Source organism: Geodermatophilus aquaeductus, from assembly GCF_900182545.1.
GTDB classification, from domain to species: Bacteria; Actinomycetota; Actinomycetes; order Mycobacteriales; family Geodermatophilaceae; genus Geodermatophilus; species Geodermatophilus aquaeductus.
On record NZ_FXTJ01000006.1, the window covers coordinates 203,326 to 218,664 of the forward strand.

General features: G+C 75.2%; 20 protein-coding genes. 11 read left to right on the top strand and 9 right to left on the bottom strand.

The genetic code is table 11. The features are described 5' to 3' along the window. Positions 1-28 precede the first annotated feature (28 nt). The 8 genes from FN207_RS16330 (at position 29) to FN207_RS16365 (ending at position 5,981) form a co-directional block, all read left to right on the top strand. On the top strand, positions 29-652 hold the full coding sequence (locus FN207_RS16330; protein WP_142459531.1) for a DUF6308 family protein: 624 nt from the start codon (positions 29-31) through the stop codon (positions 650-652). 37 nt (positions 653-689) lie between these two features. After that, positions 690-911 carry an antitoxin gene (locus tag FN207_RS16335; RefSeq protein ID WP_142459532.1) on the top strand — a complete coding sequence of 74 codons (222 nt, stop codon included), beginning with the start codon at positions 690-692 and terminating at the stop codon, positions 909-911. Further along, complete coding sequence (locus tag FN207_RS16340; protein WP_142459533.1) at positions 908-1,291, top strand: type II toxin-antitoxin system VapC family toxin; 384 nt, start codon at positions 908-910, stop codon at positions 1,289-1,291. The genes FN207_RS16335 and FN207_RS16340 overlap by 4 nt, the downstream gene beginning before the upstream one ends. A 165-nt stretch (positions 1,292-1,456) precedes the next feature. Next, positions 1,457-1,669, top strand: coding sequence for a hypothetical protein (locus tag FN207_RS16345; RefSeq protein WP_142459534.1), 213 nt, complete (start codon positions 1,457-1,459; stop codon positions 1,667-1,669). Between the two features lie 100 nt (positions 1,670-1,769). Next, entirely contained in the window at positions 1,770-3,728 is a 1,959-nt protein-coding gene (locus tag FN207_RS16350; RefSeq protein ID WP_246066105.1) for a glycoside hydrolase family 15 protein, read from the top strand. Next, positions 3,725-4,144 (top strand): DUF1810 domain-containing protein, encoded by a 420-nt coding sequence (locus FN207_RS16355; protein WP_142459535.1) that lies wholly within the window; start codon positions 3,725-3,727, stop codon positions 4,142-4,144. Before FN207_RS16350 ends, FN207_RS16355 begins: the two co-directional genes overlap by 4 nt. A gap of 67 nt (positions 4,145-4,211) precedes the next feature. After that, positions 4,212-5,339, top strand: a complete 1,128-nt coding sequence (locus tag FN207_RS16360; protein ID WP_246066106.1) for a glutathione S-transferase family protein — start codon at positions 4,212-4,214, stop codon at positions 5,337-5,339. Between the two features lie 9 nt (positions 5,340-5,348). Further along, positions 5,349-5,981, top strand: coding sequence for a TMEM175 family protein (locus tag FN207_RS16365; protein WP_142459536.1), 633 nt, complete (start codon positions 5,349-5,351; stop codon positions 5,979-5,981). 3 nt (positions 5,982-5,984) lie between these two features. Here FN207_RS16365 and FN207_RS26340 read toward each other — a convergent pair whose 3' ends face one another. The 5 genes from FN207_RS26340 to FN207_RS16385 form a co-directional block, all read right to left on the bottom strand. Continuing rightward, positions 5,985-6,218: a hypothetical protein gene (locus FN207_RS26340; protein ID WP_185938376.1), complete on the bottom strand. Its 234-nt coding sequence runs from the start codon at positions 6,216-6,218 to the stop codon at positions 5,985-5,987. 49 nt (positions 6,219-6,267) lie between these two features. Continuing rightward, positions 6,268-6,480 carry a hypothetical protein gene (locus tag FN207_RS16375; RefSeq protein WP_142459537.1) on the bottom strand — a complete coding sequence of 71 codons (213 nt, stop codon included), beginning with the start codon at positions 6,478-6,480 and terminating at the stop codon, positions 6,268-6,270. A gap of 54 nt (positions 6,481-6,534) precedes the next feature. Beyond that, entirely contained in the window at positions 6,535-6,783 is a 249-nt protein-coding gene (locus FN207_RS16380; protein ID WP_142459538.1) for a hypothetical protein, read from the bottom strand. A 49-nt stretch (positions 6,784-6,832) separates the two neighbouring features. Beyond that, a complete protein-coding gene (locus FN207_RS26345) occupies positions 6,833-6,997 on the bottom strand; it encodes a hypothetical protein (RefSeq protein WP_185938377.1) in 165 nt (54 codons plus the stop codon). 325 nt (positions 6,998-7,322) lie between these two features. Then, complete coding sequence (locus FN207_RS16385) at positions 7,323-8,660, bottom strand: hypothetical protein (RefSeq protein ID WP_185938378.1); 1,338 nt, start codon at positions 8,658-8,660, stop codon at positions 7,323-7,325. On the opposite strand from FN207_RS16385, the gene FN207_RS16395 reads away from it, so the two are divergent. Beyond that, the gene (locus tag FN207_RS16395; protein ID WP_185938379.1) at positions 8,625-9,641 is read left to right on the top strand and encodes a hypothetical protein; all 1,017 of its coding nucleotides are present in this window, start codon (positions 8,625-8,627) and stop codon (positions 9,639-9,641) included. The genes FN207_RS16385 and FN207_RS16395 overlap by 36 nt on opposite strands. 75 nt (positions 9,642-9,716) lie before the next feature. On the opposite strand, the gene FN207_RS16400 is transcribed toward FN207_RS16395, so the two are convergent. Together FN207_RS16400 and FN207_RS16405 are read right to left on the bottom strand one after the other, a co-directional pair. Next, positions 9,717-10,451: an alanyl-tRNA editing protein gene (locus FN207_RS16400; RefSeq protein ID WP_142459542.1), complete on the bottom strand. Its 735-nt coding sequence runs from the start codon at positions 10,449-10,451 to the stop codon at positions 9,717-9,719. A 136-nt stretch (positions 10,452-10,587) separates the two neighbouring features. Continuing rightward, positions 10,588-11,319, bottom strand: a complete 732-nt coding sequence (locus tag FN207_RS16405) for a type 1 glutamine amidotransferase (protein ID WP_221888242.1) — start codon at positions 11,317-11,319, stop codon at positions 10,588-10,590. A 53-nt stretch (positions 11,320-11,372) separates the two neighbouring features. Between FN207_RS16405 and FN207_RS16410 the strand changes: the two genes are divergently transcribed. Both FN207_RS16410 and FN207_RS16415 read left to right on the top strand, forming a co-directional pair. Then, positions 11,373-12,257 (top strand): DNA-3-methyladenine glycosylase family protein, encoded by an 885-nt coding sequence (locus FN207_RS16410; RefSeq protein ID WP_142459543.1) that lies wholly within the window; start codon positions 11,373-11,375, stop codon positions 12,255-12,257. A 148-nt stretch (positions 12,258-12,405) separates the two neighbouring features. Then, positions 12,406-13,026 carry an antibiotic biosynthesis monooxygenase gene (locus FN207_RS16415; RefSeq protein WP_142459544.1) on the top strand — a complete coding sequence of 207 codons (621 nt, stop codon included), beginning with the start codon at positions 12,406-12,408 and terminating at the stop codon, positions 13,024-13,026. Between the two features lie 42 nt (positions 13,027-13,068). Here FN207_RS16415 and FN207_RS16420 read toward each other — a convergent pair whose 3' ends face one another. Beyond that, the gene (locus tag FN207_RS16420) at positions 13,069-14,145 is read right to left on the bottom strand and encodes an acyl-CoA dehydrogenase family protein (RefSeq protein ID WP_142459545.1); all 1,077 of its coding nucleotides are present in this window, start codon (positions 14,143-14,145) and stop codon (positions 13,069-13,071) included. Beyond that, complete coding sequence (locus FN207_RS16425) at positions 14,145-15,314, bottom strand: acyl-CoA dehydrogenase family protein (protein WP_142459546.1); 1,170 nt, start codon at positions 15,312-15,314, stop codon at positions 14,145-14,147. Before FN207_RS16425 ends, FN207_RS16420 begins: the two co-directional genes overlap by 1 nt. Between the last annotated feature and the right edge of the window lie 25 nt (positions 15,315-15,339).

Genomic DNA, 15,339 nt, shown 5'->3' on the forward strand with positions numbered 1-15,339 from the left:
CGTCGGACCCCTCCGGCACGGTGACGCCGTGCTCGAGGACCTGCTCCGTCTCGTCGACGACCCGCTCGCCGTGGCCGACCTGCGCCGCTCCGACTCGCCGGTCTACCCGCGACGGCGCTTCGAGTTCGTCGGCGACGTCGACCCGCTCCGCGTCACCGCCGGCGACCTCGTGGCGCTCACGCTGGTCGGCGTCTGCGTCCCGGCGGGCGTCGCGCTCGACCTGCTGGAGGGCGACCTCGGGCTCGACGTCGCCGACCTGCTGCGCCAGGTCCCCGCCGACGTGCCGATCACCTCACCGCTCGCCGCCGACCTGCTCCGACCCCTCGCTCTCGCGCGGGACCTGCTCGAGGAGCCGGCGGGCATGGACCTCCGGACGGCGGGGACGCTGCTCGCCCGCAAGCGGCCGCTGCTCGTGCCGGTGCCCGACCCGGTGGTGCTGTGCGCGCTGGACTGGAGCGACGACCCGTGGGGCTGGGCGCTGGACGCCTTCTCGGCGGACGGCGGCGTACTGGGCGACGTCGTCGCCGCGGCCCGCGCCGAGGCAGGACTCGTGACGACGGGCGACCTGCGCGCGATCGAGACCGTCGTGTGGATGCGCCACCACCGCGAGCACCTGCGCACACACTGCCCGGGTCTCAGGCTGCTCGCCTGAGTTCAATGGTGCTTGCAGGCTGCTAGCATCCTGCGACATGAGGACGCTGTACCTGCGGAACGTCCCGGACGACGTCGTCGACCGGCTGGAGCGGCTGGCCGCCCGCGAGGCGACGTCCGTGGGAGCCCTCGCCGTCCGCGAGCTGTCCGAGGCATCGCGCCGCGCCGACAACCCCGCCCTGCTCGGCGCACTGCCCGATCTCGGCGTGCCACCCGAGGACCTCGTCGCCGCCGTGGACGCCGAGCGCGCCGGGCGGTGATCGTCGCCGACGCCTCGGCAGTCGTGTCCGCCCTGCTGAACGCCGGCGCCGCCCGCGACCTGCTCGCTCGCGAGCGGATCCAGGTGCCCCACCTGGTCGACATCGAGGTGGCCAGCGCACTGCGGCGAACCGTGGCCGCCGGCACCGTGACGGCGGACGAGGGATGGGCTGCACTGGACACCTGGCGGCGGCTCGGGGTCACACGCCATCCCGCGTCCGGGCTGCTCGACCGGGTGTGGCAACTGCGCGACAACCTGACCGCCTACGACGCCACCTACGTCGCCCTGGCCGAGGCGCTCGACTGCGCGGTCGTCACCGCCGACGGTCGGTTGGCGCGTGCGCCCGGCATCCGCTGTGCCGTCACGGTCGTGCCGCGCTGACACCGGTCGACCATCGCGTTCTTGCCGCCGACACGCACGGACACGCCGTCAGGACCGGCAACGAGGCGATGAACGACTTCCGCGGCGGCGGAGGTTCCGACACGCGCCGCGCCTGCCGATAGCCAGAGGGAACGGGCGCGACCACGCCCCTGCAGAGAGGACCGCATGCTCCCCCGCACCCGGCTCGAGTCCGTCCGGGGCGTCCCCGGTCCCCTCTCCACCGGCCACCTCCTGGCCGACTGCGAGCGGTGGTGCCGCGACAACCTCCCGCCGCGGCCGGTCCGGCGGCTGCGGTCCGTGCCCGCGCCCGCCCCGACCCGAGTGGCGTCGCTGCGGGCCGGCGCCCGGGCGCTCACCGAGGCCGCGAAGGCCGGCTGAGGCGCGGGACCCCGGGCGGGCGCATCCGGCGCGGGACGCGTGCTCCTGTGAGCGCGGCCACCCGGGTGTCGGCCGGCGGCAGAAGGGGCAGCCTCCCGCGGTGACCGGCACCGCGCGATCCGCCGCCCGCCCGATGCCCGGCATCCCGCCCGCGCCCGAGGACTCCGGCGTCGACCCCGGCCGCACCGAGGTCCCCCGCCCCGGCGCCGTCCGCGCAGATCTGCGCCGGGGCACCGGCGCGGACACCGAGGTCACCGAGCGCGACGACCTCGGCTACGCCGACCTGCGCACCTACGCCGCGATCGGCGACGGCCGCACCGTCGCGCTGGTCGCCCGCGACGGCCGCATCGACTGGCTGCCGCTGCCGGAGATGGACGGCCCGCCCGTGTTCGGCGCGCTGCTCGACACCGACAACGGCGGCTGCCTGGAGCTGTGCCCCGAGGGGGACTTCACCGTGCGCCGCGGCTACGTCGGCGACACCAACGTCCTGCAGACGACGTTCACCACGCCCACCGGCAGCGTCCGCGTCACCGACGCGCTCACCACCGGGATCTCCGGGCGGCTGCCGTGGTCGGAGCTGGCCCGCCGCATCGAGGGGCTGGAGGGCAGCGTCCGCATGCGCGCCGCCGTCCGCCCGGGCACCTGCCTCAACACTGTGGCCCCGTGGGTGCACGACACCACGCACGGGCCGGTGCTGCGCGTCGCCGGGCTGACCCTCGCCGTCCGCACGATGCACGCCGACGACGTCACCGCCGGCGACCGCCGCATCGACGTCACCTTCACCACGTCCGAGGGCTCGCGGCACCTGCTCGCCGTCGTCGGCACCGAGGACGAGCCGCTGTTCCTCCCGCCGCCGGAGGTCATCGACGCCGGCGTCGACCGCACGGTCCGCACCTGGGCGGCCTGGATGGAGAGCTTCTCCTGGGACGGGCCGTGGGCCGACGCCGTCTGCCGCAGCACCCTGACGCTCAAGCAGCTCGTGCACGCGGCCACCGGCGCGATCGTCGCCGCGCCGACGACGTCGCTGCCCGAGGGCCCGGCCGGCGGGCGCACCTGGGACTACCGCTACGCCTGGGTCCGCGACTCCGCCTACGCGCTCATCGCGCTCACCCGCTTCGGCCTGCGCGAGGAGACGCACGGCGCGATGAGCTGGCTGCTGTCGGTCATGCGCCGGCACGGCCCCGAGCCGCGGGTCTGCTACACCGTCGACGGCGGCCGCAGCGGCGGGGTGCACGTGGCCGATGTCCCCGGCTGGCGCGGCATCGGCCCGGTGCGGGTGGGCAACGCCGCCGCCGACCAGCTGCAGCTCGGCGTCTTCGGCGACGTCTTCGGCATCGTCTCCCTCTACGTGGAGAGCGGCCACGTGCTCGACGCCGAGACCAGCCGGATGCTCGCCGGCATCGCCGACCTCGCCTGCGACCGCTGGCAGGTGCGCGACTCGGGCATGTGGGAGCTACCGGAGCTGCGGCACTACACGACGTCGAAGCTCGGCTGCTGGCAGGCGCTGACCAAGGCGGTGGAGCTCGCCGAGCGCGGGCAGATCCCCGGCGACGCCGACCGCTGGCGGCACGAGGCCGGGCGGATCACCCAGTGGGTGGACGAGCACGCCTGGGACGCCGAGCGCGGTACCTACGTCTGGTACCCCGGCACCACCGACCTGGACGCCTCGATCGTGCTGCACGCCATCAGCGGCTTCGACCGCGGCGAGCGGATGAGCGCCACCCTCGACCGCCTGCGCGAGGAGCTCGGCACCGGCCCGTACCTGCACCGGTTCACCGGCGCCGCCGACGTCGAGGGCGCGTTCCTGCCCTGCTCGTTCTGGCTGGCCTCGGCGCTCGCGCTGTGCGGCCGGCGCGACGAGGCCCGCGCGCTCATGGACGAGCTCGTGGACGCCGCGCCCAACGACGTCGGCCTGCTGCCGGAGATGCTCGACCCGGCCACCGGCGACTGGCTGGGCAACCTGCCGCAGGCGCTCTCGCACCTGGCGCTGGTCAACGCCGCGATCACCCTCGGTTCCGACGACGACCCCGCCGACACCACCTCGGGAGGCCCCGCATGACCGATCCGTTCGAGCTGCACCGCTTCGTCGACGCGCAGACCGACACCTACGCCCAGGCCCTCTCCGAGCTGCGGGCCGGGCGCAAGACCAGCCACTGGATGTGGTTCGTCTTCCCGCAGGTGGCCGGGCTCGGCCGCAGCGCGACCGCGCAGCGCTACGCCGTCTCCGGGCTCGACGAGGCGCGCGCCTACCTCGCCCACCCGGTGCTCGGCCCGCGGCTGGTGGAGTGCGCCGAGGCGCTGGCGGCGCTGCCCGGCCGCGACGCCGCCGCGGTGCTCGGGCCGGTGGACGCGCAGAAGCTGCGCTCGTCGATGACGCTGTTCGCGCACGCCGACCCGTCGCAGCCGGTGTTCCGCGCCGTGCTGGAGCAGTACTTCGGCGGGCAGGAGGACGACGCGACGACGGCGCGGCTGTAGTCCCGCGCTCGCTCGTGCTCTGCCCACGATCGTGGGCAGAGCACGAGCGAGCGCCGGAGCACGGGGCGTGGACCCCGAGGTGCTGCGGATCTCGATCGTCCGCCGCGCGCCGGACGTCGCCGTCGGCGAGGCTCGTGCGGTGAGCGACGACAAGGGATCCGGTTACGTCTCCAGCGGCCAGGAGTACAGCCGCGACACGAACTACATCACCGACCGGATCACCTCCGACGGCTCCAGCCCGTGGCCGGTCGAGCCCGGTCGCTACCGCCTGGTGATCGCGCGCGCCTGCCCGTGGGCCAACCGCGCGGCGATCGTGCGCCGGCTGCTCGGCCTCGAGCCGGCCATCTCGATGGGGATCTGCGGGCCGACGCACGACGAGCGGAGCTGGACCTTCGACCTCGACCCCGGCGGTCGCGACCCGGTGCTGGGCTACGAGCGGCTGCAGGAGGCCTTCCTCGCCCGCGACCCGCAGTACCCGCGCGGGATCACCGTGCCGGCGATGGTCGACGTCCCGACGAAGGCTGTCGTCACCAACGACTTCATGCAGATGACCCTCGACTTCTCCACGCAGTGGACGGCGCACCACCGCGACGGCGCCCCGGACCTCTACCCCGAGCACCTGCGCGACGAGATGGACGACGTGATGCAGCGCGTCTACACCGAGGTCAACAACGGCGTGTACCGGTGCGGCTTCGCCGGCGACCAGACCGCCTACGACAAGGCCTACGACCGGCTGTGGACGGCGCTGGACTGGCTCGAGGAGCGCCTGGCCACGCGGCGCTTCCTCATGGGCGACACGATCACCGAGGCCGACGTCCGGCTGTTCACCACGCTGGCCCGCTTCGACGCCGTCTACCACGGCCACTTCAAGGCCAACCGGCAGAAGCTGAGCGAGATGCCCGTGCTGTGGGCCTACGCGCGCGACCTGTTCCAGACGCCCGGGTTCGGCGACACCACCGACTTCCCGCAGATCAAGGAGCACTACTACGTCGTCCACGCCGACATCAACCCGACGCAGGTCATCCCGATGGGCCCCGACACCCGCAACTGGCTGACTCCGCACGGCCGCGAGGAGCTCGGCGGCTCCCCGTTCGGCGACGGCACGCCGCCCGGCCCGGTGGCCGCCGGCGAGGAGGTGCCGACCTCGCACGGCCCCGGCGGCATCGGGCACCGGCCCGACGAGGAGCGCCACTAACCTCCCCGGATGGCCGACGGCGACCCGCGCGACCCGAGCGCCGCCGAGGTCGCGCGGGGCGCCGGCGAGCGGTTGACCTTCTTCTCCGACGCCGTGGTCGCGATCGCGATCACCCTGCTGGCGCTCGGGCTGCCGGTGCCCGAGGGCGCGACGGCGGCGGACGTGCTGCGGTCGCTGGCCGACCGGCGCTACGAGTACCTGGCGTTCCTCGTCGGCTTCCTCGTCGTCGCCGCGCACTGGCGGGCGCACCACCGCGTGTTCCGCTGGCTGGTCGGGGAGCACCCCCGGCTGGTCACGCTGTCCCTGACCTGGCTGCTCCTGATCGTGCTGACGCCGTTCCTGACCCGGGTGCTGACCGAGGGCGACCTCGACGCCGCCCGGTTCGGGCTGTACGCCGTCGCGCAGGCGCTGCTGCAGGTGGTCTTCGCGGCGATGGTGTCCCTGGCCGCGCGGGAGGGGCTCTTCGCGGCGGGGACCCCGGCCTCGGTCACGCGCCACCCGTGGCGGCACGCGGCGCCCGGCGCGCTCGGCTTCCTCGTCTCGGTGCCGCTGTTCCCGCTCGTCGGCCGGTGGGCGTTCGTCCTGTGGGCCGCCGTGCCGGTGCTCTACGGGCGGCTGGTCGCCCGGCGCCTGCCGGACTGACGGTCAGCAGCCGCCTCCGCCGCCGCCGTCGCCACCCCCACCGCCTCCGCCGTCGAAGCCCCCGCCGCCGAAGCCGCCGGCCACGTAGCCGCTACCAGCGAGGCGACCGAGGTGGTGTGCCCGGCGCGACGGCGTCGCGCCGCCCGTGCCCCTGCCCGTGCTCCGCCGGATCCGTTGCAGGCCGTACGCCATGAGCAGCAGGGCCACCACCGCCGCGATCACCACGACCGTCGTCATGGCGGAACTGTCCCGCGACGGGGCTCGCCGCGCCAGGGGGCCCGCGGCCTCAGTCACCCCCGCCGTCGGCGACGCTCCCCCGGTCGACGCCGTCGGACCAGGCGCCGGAACCGCCAGGGGCGGTCGGGCCGTAACGGGGCCCGTAGCCGGTGTGGCCGGGGTCGAACGCGTCGGGCCGGCCGGCGCCTGGCTGCGGCCCCTGCCAGGACAGCACGAGGTAGAGCACCAGGGCGACGAGCGCGACGAGGGTGAGCGCGGCCACGGGCGGGCACTGTGCCCGACCGCGGGCGCCGCCGGTACGGGTCGGCGCGCGGGATCAGTCCCCGCCGCCACCCCCTCCGCCGCCGTCTCCCCCACCGCCGCCGTCGCCGCCCCAGCCACCGCCGTCGGAGTGGCCGTGGCCGTGGTGCCCGCCGTCGTAGGAGGAGCCGCCGTCGCCGTACCAGCCGCCGCCCGACCCGTCACGGCGGGCGTGACGGCCGGGAGGTCCGTACTTCCGTTCCACGGCAGTGACAGCCGACACGAGCACCACGACGAAGACGATGACGAGCAGGACGACGATCACGGGCGGACTGTGCCCGATGGTGCGTCCGGGCGACAGATCTCCGCGCGCCTCAACTCGCGGCGCGCTCCTCCGGCAGGTCGTCACGGCGCCGCGCCGTCTCCGCGGCATCGGCCAGCGTGTCCCGGTCGAGCCACTCGAGCAGGAAGCGGGAGCCGTGCACGTCGACGACGGTGGCGCGGTCGGGCAGCGGGCGCAGCACGCGCGGAGTCGTCATGACGTCATGACAGCACACCGACGTGTCGGTCGCATGGCCATGTGGCGTCGCCGTGGTGTCGCGTCGAGAGCGGTCGACGGGGGCGGGGGCCGCGGTGTGGCCACCGCCCCCGTCGTCCTGAGAGCTGGGTGGGGAGGTCAGGGGTGCCGCGACGGCGAACCGGCCGGTCCTCGGAACCCCCATCCCCGATACCTCCCCACCCGGTGGCCCGGACCCAGCGGGAGCCAGGTCGGGGTCACGCCCGGGAAGGCAGCGCACGGCCGGCGGTGCGGTGCGGGAGAGACCCCGACCTCGTCCGGCGGCTGGTGCGCGCCTGGTGAGGAGGTCAGTCGGGAGAGAAGGACGGGTCGCGCAGGGCGGCGGACGCGACGGCGGGAGCCGACGTCGGTGCCGGGACGGTGCAGACGGCGGAGGGCGGCACCCAGGCCGGGCAGATGGCGGCCATCGCGGTGAGCGACATCGAGGACGACATCGTGGGCGCGGACGGCGCGATCGGCTTGGGCTCCGGCGGGGCCGGGGACGTGGGCTCGGTCGGGAGGTCGGTGCCGAGCGGCGGCTCGACGGGCTCCGGACCGGCGGGGTGCTCGTTCGTCACGGTCCGCTCGGCCGGGCCGACGGCGCCGGCGGTGGAGGACAGCCAGTGGGCGAGCTGCCCGGTCTGCATCAGGGCGACGCAGAGCGGTACCTCGGTCACCGCGGTGATCGCGCTGGTGGCCGGGACGGCGGCGGGCTGTGCGGTGGTCACGGTGGCCTGTGCGGTCGTCGTGGTGACCGGCTCGGTGACGGCGACGCTCGGCGTCGTCGTGACCACCGGCTCCGGGGTGCTGGTGGCCGCCGGGACCTCGACCACCGGGACCTCGACCACCGGGACCTCGACCACCGGCACCTCGACCACCGGCACCTCGACCACCGGCACCTCGACCACCGGCACCTCGACCGGAGACACGACCTCGACCACCGGCACCTCGACCACCGGCGCCACGACCGGAGCCACGACCTCGACCACGATCGGCGCCACGACCGGAGCCACGACCTCGACCACGATCGGCGCCACGACCGGGGACACGACCTCGACCACGATCGGCGCCACGACCGGAGCCACGACCTCGACCACGATCGGCGCCACGACCTCGACCACGATCCGCGCCACGACCGGGGACAGGACCTGCTCCACGATCGGCGCCACGACGGTGTCGATCACCGGGACGACCGGCGGGACGACGGCCTCCATCACGGGGACGGCCGGGTGGATGACGTCCTCGACCACCGGGAGGACCGGCTCGAGGACCGGCTCGACCACCGCATCGACGACCGGGGCCACCACGTCGGCGACCGGTGGGAGCACGTGCTCGACCACCGGCACAACCGGAGGCGGCACGGTGTCGACCACCGGCACCACGGGCGCCACGACCGGCGGCAGCACGTACTCCACCACCGGCACCACCGGGGCGACGACGGGCGGCACCACGTGCTCCACCACCGGCACCACCGGGGCAATGGCCGGCGGCAGCACGTGCTCGACCACCGGCACCACCGGGGCGACGACGGGCGGCAGCACGTGCTCGACCACCGGCACCACGGGCGCGACGACCGGCGGGAGCACGTGCTCGACCACCGGGAGCAGCACGTGCTCGACCACCGGTGCCACGACGGGCGGCAACACGTGCTCCACGACCGGAGCCGCCACCGGCGGCACGACAGGAGGCAGGATCTCGTCCACGACCGGTGCCGCGACCGGCGGGAGCACGTGATCGACCACCGGCACGACCGGAGGCGCCACCGGCGGCACGACAGGAGGCAGGACCTCGTCCACGACCGGTGCCGCGACCGGCGGGAGCACGTGATCGACCACCGGCACGACCGGAGGCAGCACGGTATCGACGACGGGACGCCCGACGTGCTCCACCACCGGTGGCACGACCGGCGGAAGCACGCGCTCGACCACGGGAGGTCCACGGTGCTCCGCCGCCGGGGCGGCGACCGGGGGCAGTCCGGCCGGCGGGCCGACCACCGGAGACGCGACGTCCTCGACGACCGGCTCGACCACGGTCTCCACGACAGGAGCCACCGGCTCGACCACGGTGTCCACGACCGACTCGGGCGTTTCCGCGGCAACGTCCACGACCGGCTCGACGACCGTCTCCACGACGGGAGCCACCGGCTCGGTCACCGTCTCCACGACGGGAGCCACCGGCTCGGTCACCGTCTCGACCACGGGAGCCACCGGCTCGGCGACGGTCTCGACGACGGGCTCGGGCATTTCCGCGGGAACGTCCACGGGCGACTCGACCGCGGTCTCGACAACCGGCTCGGGCGTTTCCGCGGGAACGTCCACGACCGGCTCTACGACTGTGTCGACCACCGGCGCCACCGGCTCGACCACGGGAGCCACCGGCTCGATCACCGGCTCCAGCGTCTCCGCGGGAACGTCCACGACCGGCGCATCCGCGACCTCGTCAACGGTCGAGACGACGCCGTCGGCCGCTCCACCGAGCAGGGCGCCGGCGGGGGCCAGCGGGTCGTCGTCGGCACGGGACGTGCCGGTGACCAGGAGGAGGAGGGCGTAGAGGCCAGCGATCAGCGAGGCCAGGAGGAGCAGCCTCCGGGGCCAGACGGCAGCCACCTCGCTGCCCATCCCCCGTGAGGAAGTCGCCCTCCGCACTCCCGCAGAGTAGAACGGGACCGGCCGGTCCGCTCGTTGATCTGTCATGGAACTTGCTCAGATGATGCGCACCCGCAGGCGGCGGAACCCGCGCCCCTTGTTCTCGATCTTGACCACCTCGACCCGGCCGACCATCGCCGTCGAGGCCACGTGCGTACCGCCGTCGGCCTGCAGGTCCAGGCCGACGATGTCGACGATGCGGACCTGCTCGATGTCGGGCGGCAGCAGGTCGGTGGCCGTCCGGATGAGGTCGGGGATGGCGTAGGCCTCCTCGCGGGGGAGCGTGCGCACCTCGATCCGCCGGTCGGCGGCGATCTCGGCGTTCACCGCCTCGGCCACGCGGTCCTTGAAGTCGGCCGGCACCTCGGCGAGGTCGAAGTCCATCCGCGCGGTCAACGGCTCCATGTTGCCGCCGGTGACCTTGGCGCCGAAGTCGCGCAGGACGACGCCGGTGAGCACGTGCAGCCCCGAGTGCGTGCGCATCAGCGCGGTCCGCCGCTCGTCGTCGAGGGCCCCGCGGACGGCGGTCCCCGGCGGCGGCACGGGGTCGCCCTCGACCGGGATGAGGTACAGCTCGTCGCCCTTCCGCGTGCCGGCGATCCGGGTGCGGACTCCGCCCCACAGCAACACGCCCTCGTCCGGCGGCTGCCCTCCGCCGCCCGGGTAGAACGCCGAGCGGTCGAGCACGATGCCCTGCTCCGGGTCGGCCGCGACGACGGTCGCGTCCCACTCCCGCACGGTGGCGTCATCCAGGTCGAGACGGTGGGTGTGCCCGTGCTGCTCAGCGCTCACCCGCGCATGCTGCCTCGCGCGGTGACCGGCCGACAGCCCGGGTCGGCCGTGATCATCGGATGCGTGCACGCGACACGGCTGGACACGCCGGAGGACCGTGCACGCAGCCGATGATCAACACGGAGGCGAGCGCCGCTCACGCCGCCGTCTCGTCCGTGGCCTCCAGCTCGTCGGCGCGGGCGAGGAACGCCTCCACCAGCCGGGCGCAGGCCGCGGCGGCCTCGGGCTCGCGCTCGGCGATCTCCCGGCGCAGCCCCGGCACCTTCGCCGCGGCCTCGGCCGGCGGCGGGCCGGTCAGCTCCCAGGTCTCCTCCCACGCCGAGAAGGCGCCGGGGTCGATCTCCGGGTGGAACTGCACCCCGCGGTGCGGTCCGGACACGAAGGCCTGGACGGCGCGGGAGGTGCGCGCCACCTCCACCGCGCCGGGCGGCACCGTGAACCGGTCGCCGTGGTACTCGAACCACGGCCCGGGCGGCACCAGCGCCGGGTCGGCGGTCTCGACGTCGAGGAAGCCGTGCTCGCCCTCCGGCGCCTGCGACACCACGCCGCCGAGCACCCGCGACAGCGCCTGCCCGCCGAAGCACACGCCGAGCACCGGCGTCCCGGCGTCGACCGCCCGCCGGAGGTAGGCGAGCTCCGCACCGAGCCACGGCACCGTGTCGTCGTAGGCCGCCGCGCCCGAGCCCATCACCACGAGGGTGCGCAGCGTCGCGGGGTCGGGCAGGTCGGTCAGCAGCGGCGACGGCCCGACCGTCGTCCCGACGACGACCGTCAGCCCCTGCGCCTCCAGCGCCGGCCGGAGGGTGCCCACCAGACGGGAGCCGCGGGAGGGGTCGGCGTCGTGGACGAGGACGAGCGCGGTCTGCACGGGTGCAGTATCGGCAGGTGCCCGACGCTCCCCCACCAGCAGGCGTGCGGACGGTGCCCACCGGGGACGTCGACGTGGCCGCCACGCTCGGCTCCCTCGTCTGGCTCCCGGGCGACCCGACCGTCCGCGTCGAGCCCGGCCGGTTCACCCGCGCCACCTGGACGCCCGAGGGCAGCGGCACCGTGGTCGTCACCTGGGCGCCGGGGGACGGCACCGCCCGCGTCGAGGCCTCCGGGGACGGCGCCGGCTGGCTGCTCGAGCGCGCGCCGCGGCTGCTCGGCTGCGAGGACGACGTCACCGGGTTCGACCCGGCCGCCGCGCCGCTGCGGGACCTGTGGCGGCGTCATCGACGGCGGCGGATCGCCCGCACCGGCACCCTGTGGCACGACCTCGCCTGTCTGGTGGTGCAGCAGCGTGTGAGCCGGGTCGACGCCGCCGAGCAGTGGCGCCGCCTGGTCACGACGTACGGCTCCCCGGTCCCCGGCGCGCCTGGGCTGTGGACGCCGCCCTCCCCCGGCGTCCTGGGCCGCCTGTCCTCCCCGGCGCTCCACCGGCTCGGTCTCGAGCGGCGGCGCGCACAGACCCTCGTGGGTGCCGCCGTCGCCCTCGCCCGCCACCAGGACCTCGCCGACGCCGACGTCGCCGCCGGCACCGCGACGCTCCGGGCGGTCCCGGGGATCGGACCGTGGACCACGGGCTGCCTGGCCGCGCTCACCTGGGGCGACCGGGACGCCGTCATCACCGGTGACAGCGGCATCCCGTCGCTGGTGGCATGGGTGCTGGCCGGTCAGCGCCGGGCGGACGACGCGGCGATGCTCGACCTCCTCGCGCCCCACCGTCCGCACCGCTACCGCGTCCTCGGCCTGGTGATGGCCAGTGGCCGCCGGCCGCCGCGCCACGCTCCGCGGAGCCGGCGCGAGGACATCACCCGACGCTGATCCCGTCACTCCACACACCGGAACGCACACGCTGAGTGGAAGACGTCCCGCGCGTGTCGTCACCCCCTCGCTCAGCGTCCCCGTCGCGAGCAGGCTGTCGGCCGCGGCGGTGCCGCACGGGCAGCGCCGCCCCTCGAGAGGAGCGGCCATGTACGCACGCTCGACCACCGTCGCCGGCACCCCGGAGAAGGTCGACGACGGGATCGCGTTCGTCTGCGACGAGGTCATGCCCGCGCTCACCCAGATGCCCGGGTGCGCCGGCCTGTCGATGCTCACCGACCGCGAGACCGGCCGGTGCGTCGTCACCTCGTCGTGGAACGACGTCGAGGCGATGCGGGCCAGCGCCGACCGGGTGCGCGGACTGCGCGACCGGGCCGCGGAGGTCCTCGGCGGCCCCGCCGAGGTCCAGGAGTGGGAGATCGCGGTCATGCACCGCCGGTCGGAGGCGCCGTCGGGCGCGTGCACGCGGGTGACCTGGTGGCGCACCGACCCCGCCCGCATCGACCGCGTCCTCGACGGCTACCGCGACGTCCTGGTGCCGCGGATGGAGGACTACCCCGGCTTCTGCAGCGTGAGCCTGATGATCGACCGGGAGGGCGGGCGCGCCGCCTCCGCGGTGACCTTCGAGGACCGCGAGGACATGGACCGCGGCCGCGTGCACGCCCGGGCCACCCGGGACGACTTCGCGCGGTCGATGAAGATCGAGATCACCGACGCCGCGGAGTTCGACCTCGTCCTCGCCCACCTGAGGGCGCCCGAGACCGTCTGACGCCCGTGCCGGCGCCCCTCGCACGGGGCGCCGGCAGCGGGCTCAGACCACCGCGGTGAAGGCGGGCCAGACGTCGTCGGGGCCCGCGGCGACCAGGGCCTCGCCGAGCAGCCGCGACCACGCCAGTTCGGTGCCGGCCTCGTCGCGCCACGACCAGCAGCGCCGGGTGAGGTGGTGCAGCCGGTACTCCTGCGTGAAGCCGATCGCGCCGTGCACCTGGTGGGCGAGCTTGGCCACCCGCTCGACGGCCTCCCCCGCGCGCACCTTGGCGGCGGCCGCGGCCAGCGCGACGGTCTCCTCCCCGCGGCCGAGCGCCTGGACGGCGGCGTCGACCAGCGCGGCGGTGCTGGTGACCTCGCCGGCCATCTGCGCCAGCTCCATCTGGATCGCCTGGAACTTCCCCAGCGGCCGGCCGAACTGCTGCCGCTCGCCGGCGTACTGCACCGTCCACGCCAGCACCTGCTCGAGCGCGGCCGAGATCTGCACCGCGCGGGTCAGCGCGTAGCGGGCCCGCAGGGTGGCGGCCCGCGCCGGGGTCAGCAGCGCACCGGGCACGCCGACGCCGTCGAGCACGAGCGAGCCGCGCGGCTCCCCGGCCAGGTTCACCGCCGAGGACGCCGTCAGGCCCGAGACGTCGACGACGGCCAGCACCGCGCCCTCGATCCCGGGCGGCGCCGCGGCGAGCACCGCCACGTGCCTGGCGACGCCGGCCCACGGCACGTCGGTGGCGGTGCCGGTGAGGACGAACCGCCCCGGGCCGTCGCCGTCGTCGGAGGGCTCGGCGGCCACGGTGCCCTCGACCGCCACGGTCAGCGGCTCCTCGGGCGAGGGCAGGTCGAGGTCAGCGGCCACCAGCGCGGGCCCGGCCACGAGCAGCTGCTCGGCCACCGGTACCGCGGCCGCGCCGGCGGCCAGCGTGCGCACGATCGCGACGGCGTCGGCGAGCTCGCCACCGGAGCCGCCGGCCTCCTCGGGCAGCCCGACGCCGGTCAGCCCGGCCTCGGCCAGCGCCGACCACAGGCCGGCGTCCCACGGCCGCTCGGCGGTGAGCACGAACGGCTCGTGCCCGGAGAGGATGTCCCGGACGGTCTCGACCACCAGGTCCTGGTCGGATGCCATCAGCGGAGCCCCAGCCCGCGCGCCACGATCCCCTTGAGGATCTCGTTGGTGCCGCCGCGCAGCGTGTAGCCCGGCGCGTGCAGCTGTGCCTCGGCCAGCGCCCGCCCGAGCGGGTCGGGGCTGTCCAGCGACGCCGGGACGTCGACCACCCGGCGCACCTCGTCGACGACGTCCTGCTCGAACGTCGTCCCCATGTCCTTGACCAGCGCGGCCGGGATGTCGGGCAGCTCGCCGCGGTCGAGCGCCGCGGCGATGCGCAGCGACAGCTGGCGCAGCGCCAGCGCCCGCGAGGACAGCCGGCCGAGCACCGCCAGCTGCGCGGGGTCGCGGGTCGCGGCGGCGCGGCGGCCGAACTCGGCGAGCAGCGGCCAGGTGGAGAGGAACCGCTCGGGCCCGGAGCGCTCGAAGGCCAGCTCCGCGGTCACCTGGTGCCAGCCGGCGCCCTCGGTGCCCAGCAGCATGTCGCCGGGGACGACGACGTCGGTGAACACCACCTCGTTGAAGTGGTGGCCGCCGTCGAGGATGCGGATCGGGTTGATGCTGATGCCCGGCAGCGACAGGTCGACCAGCAGCTGCGTGAGGCCCTGGTGCTTGCCGCGCGGGCCCTCACCGGGCGGGCCGGTGCGCACGAGCACGATCCCGTAGTGGGAGTGGTGCGCGTTCGACGTCCAGATCTTGGCGCCGTTGACCACGAAGTCGCCGTCGGCGTTGCGCACCCCGCGGGTGCGGATCGAGGCGAGGTCGGAGCCGGAGTCGGGCTCGCTCATCCCGATGACGAAGTAGCACTGGCCCGCCGCGATGCGCGGCAGGATCTCCTTGCGCTGCGCCTCGGTGCCGTAGCGCAGCAGGTTCGGCCCCGACTGCCGGTCGGCGATCCAGTGCGCGGCCACCGGGGCGCCGGCGGCCAGCAGCTCCTCGGTGACGGCGTAGCGCTCCTGCGCGGTGCGCTCGTGGCCGCCGTACTCCTTCGGCCAGGTCATCCCCAGCCAGCCGCGGGCACCGAGCTTCCTCGAGAACTCCGGGTCCACGCCGGACAGCCAGGTGTCCACGTGCGTGGTGAAGGTCCCGGCGGCGAGCTCCTGCGCCAGGAACTCCCGGACCTCGAGGCGGACCCGCTCCGCGGCCTCGGACGGCGGTGCGGGCGCCAGGGTCAACTGGTTGCTGCTCATGACGGACACGTCCCCACGTCGGCGT

What these genes read in the sequence shown, in the direction of transcription:
- FN207_RS26345 (WP_185938377.1), bottom strand. Translation starts at nt 6,997, where the DNA reads ATGACGACTCCGCGCGTGCTGCGCCCGCTGCCCGACCGCGCCACCGTC.
- FN207_RS16335 (WP_142459532.1), top strand. Translation starts at nt 690, where the DNA reads ATGAGGACGCTGTACCTGCGGAACGTCCCGGACGACGTCGTCGACCGG.
- FN207_RS16355 (WP_142459535.1), top strand. Translation starts at nt 3,725, where the DNA reads ATGACCGATCCGTTCGAGCTGCACCGCTTCGTCGACGCGCAGACCGAC.
- FN207_RS16425 (WP_142459546.1), bottom strand. Translation starts at nt 15,314, where the DNA reads ATGAGCAGCAACCAGTTGACCCTGGCGCCCGCACCGCCGTCCGAGGCC.
- FN207_RS16420 (WP_142459545.1), bottom strand. Translation starts at nt 14,145, where the DNA reads ATGGCATCCGACCAGGACCTGGTGGTCGAGACCGTCCGGGACATCCTC.
- FN207_RS16365 (WP_142459536.1), top strand. Translation starts at nt 5,349, where the DNA reads ATGGCCGACGGCGACCCGCGCGACCCGAGCGCCGCCGAGGTCGCGCGG.
- FN207_RS26340 (WP_185938376.1), bottom strand. Translation starts at nt 6,218, where the DNA reads ATGACGACGGTCGTGGTGATCGCGGCGGTGGTGGCCCTGCTGCTCATG.
- FN207_RS16415 (WP_142459544.1), top strand. Translation starts at nt 12,406, where the DNA reads ATGTACGCACGCTCGACCACCGTCGCCGGCACCCCGGAGAAGGTCGAC.
- FN207_RS16345 (WP_142459534.1), top strand. Translation starts at nt 1,457, where the DNA reads ATGCTCCCCCGCACCCGGCTCGAGTCCGTCCGGGGCGTCCCCGGTCCC.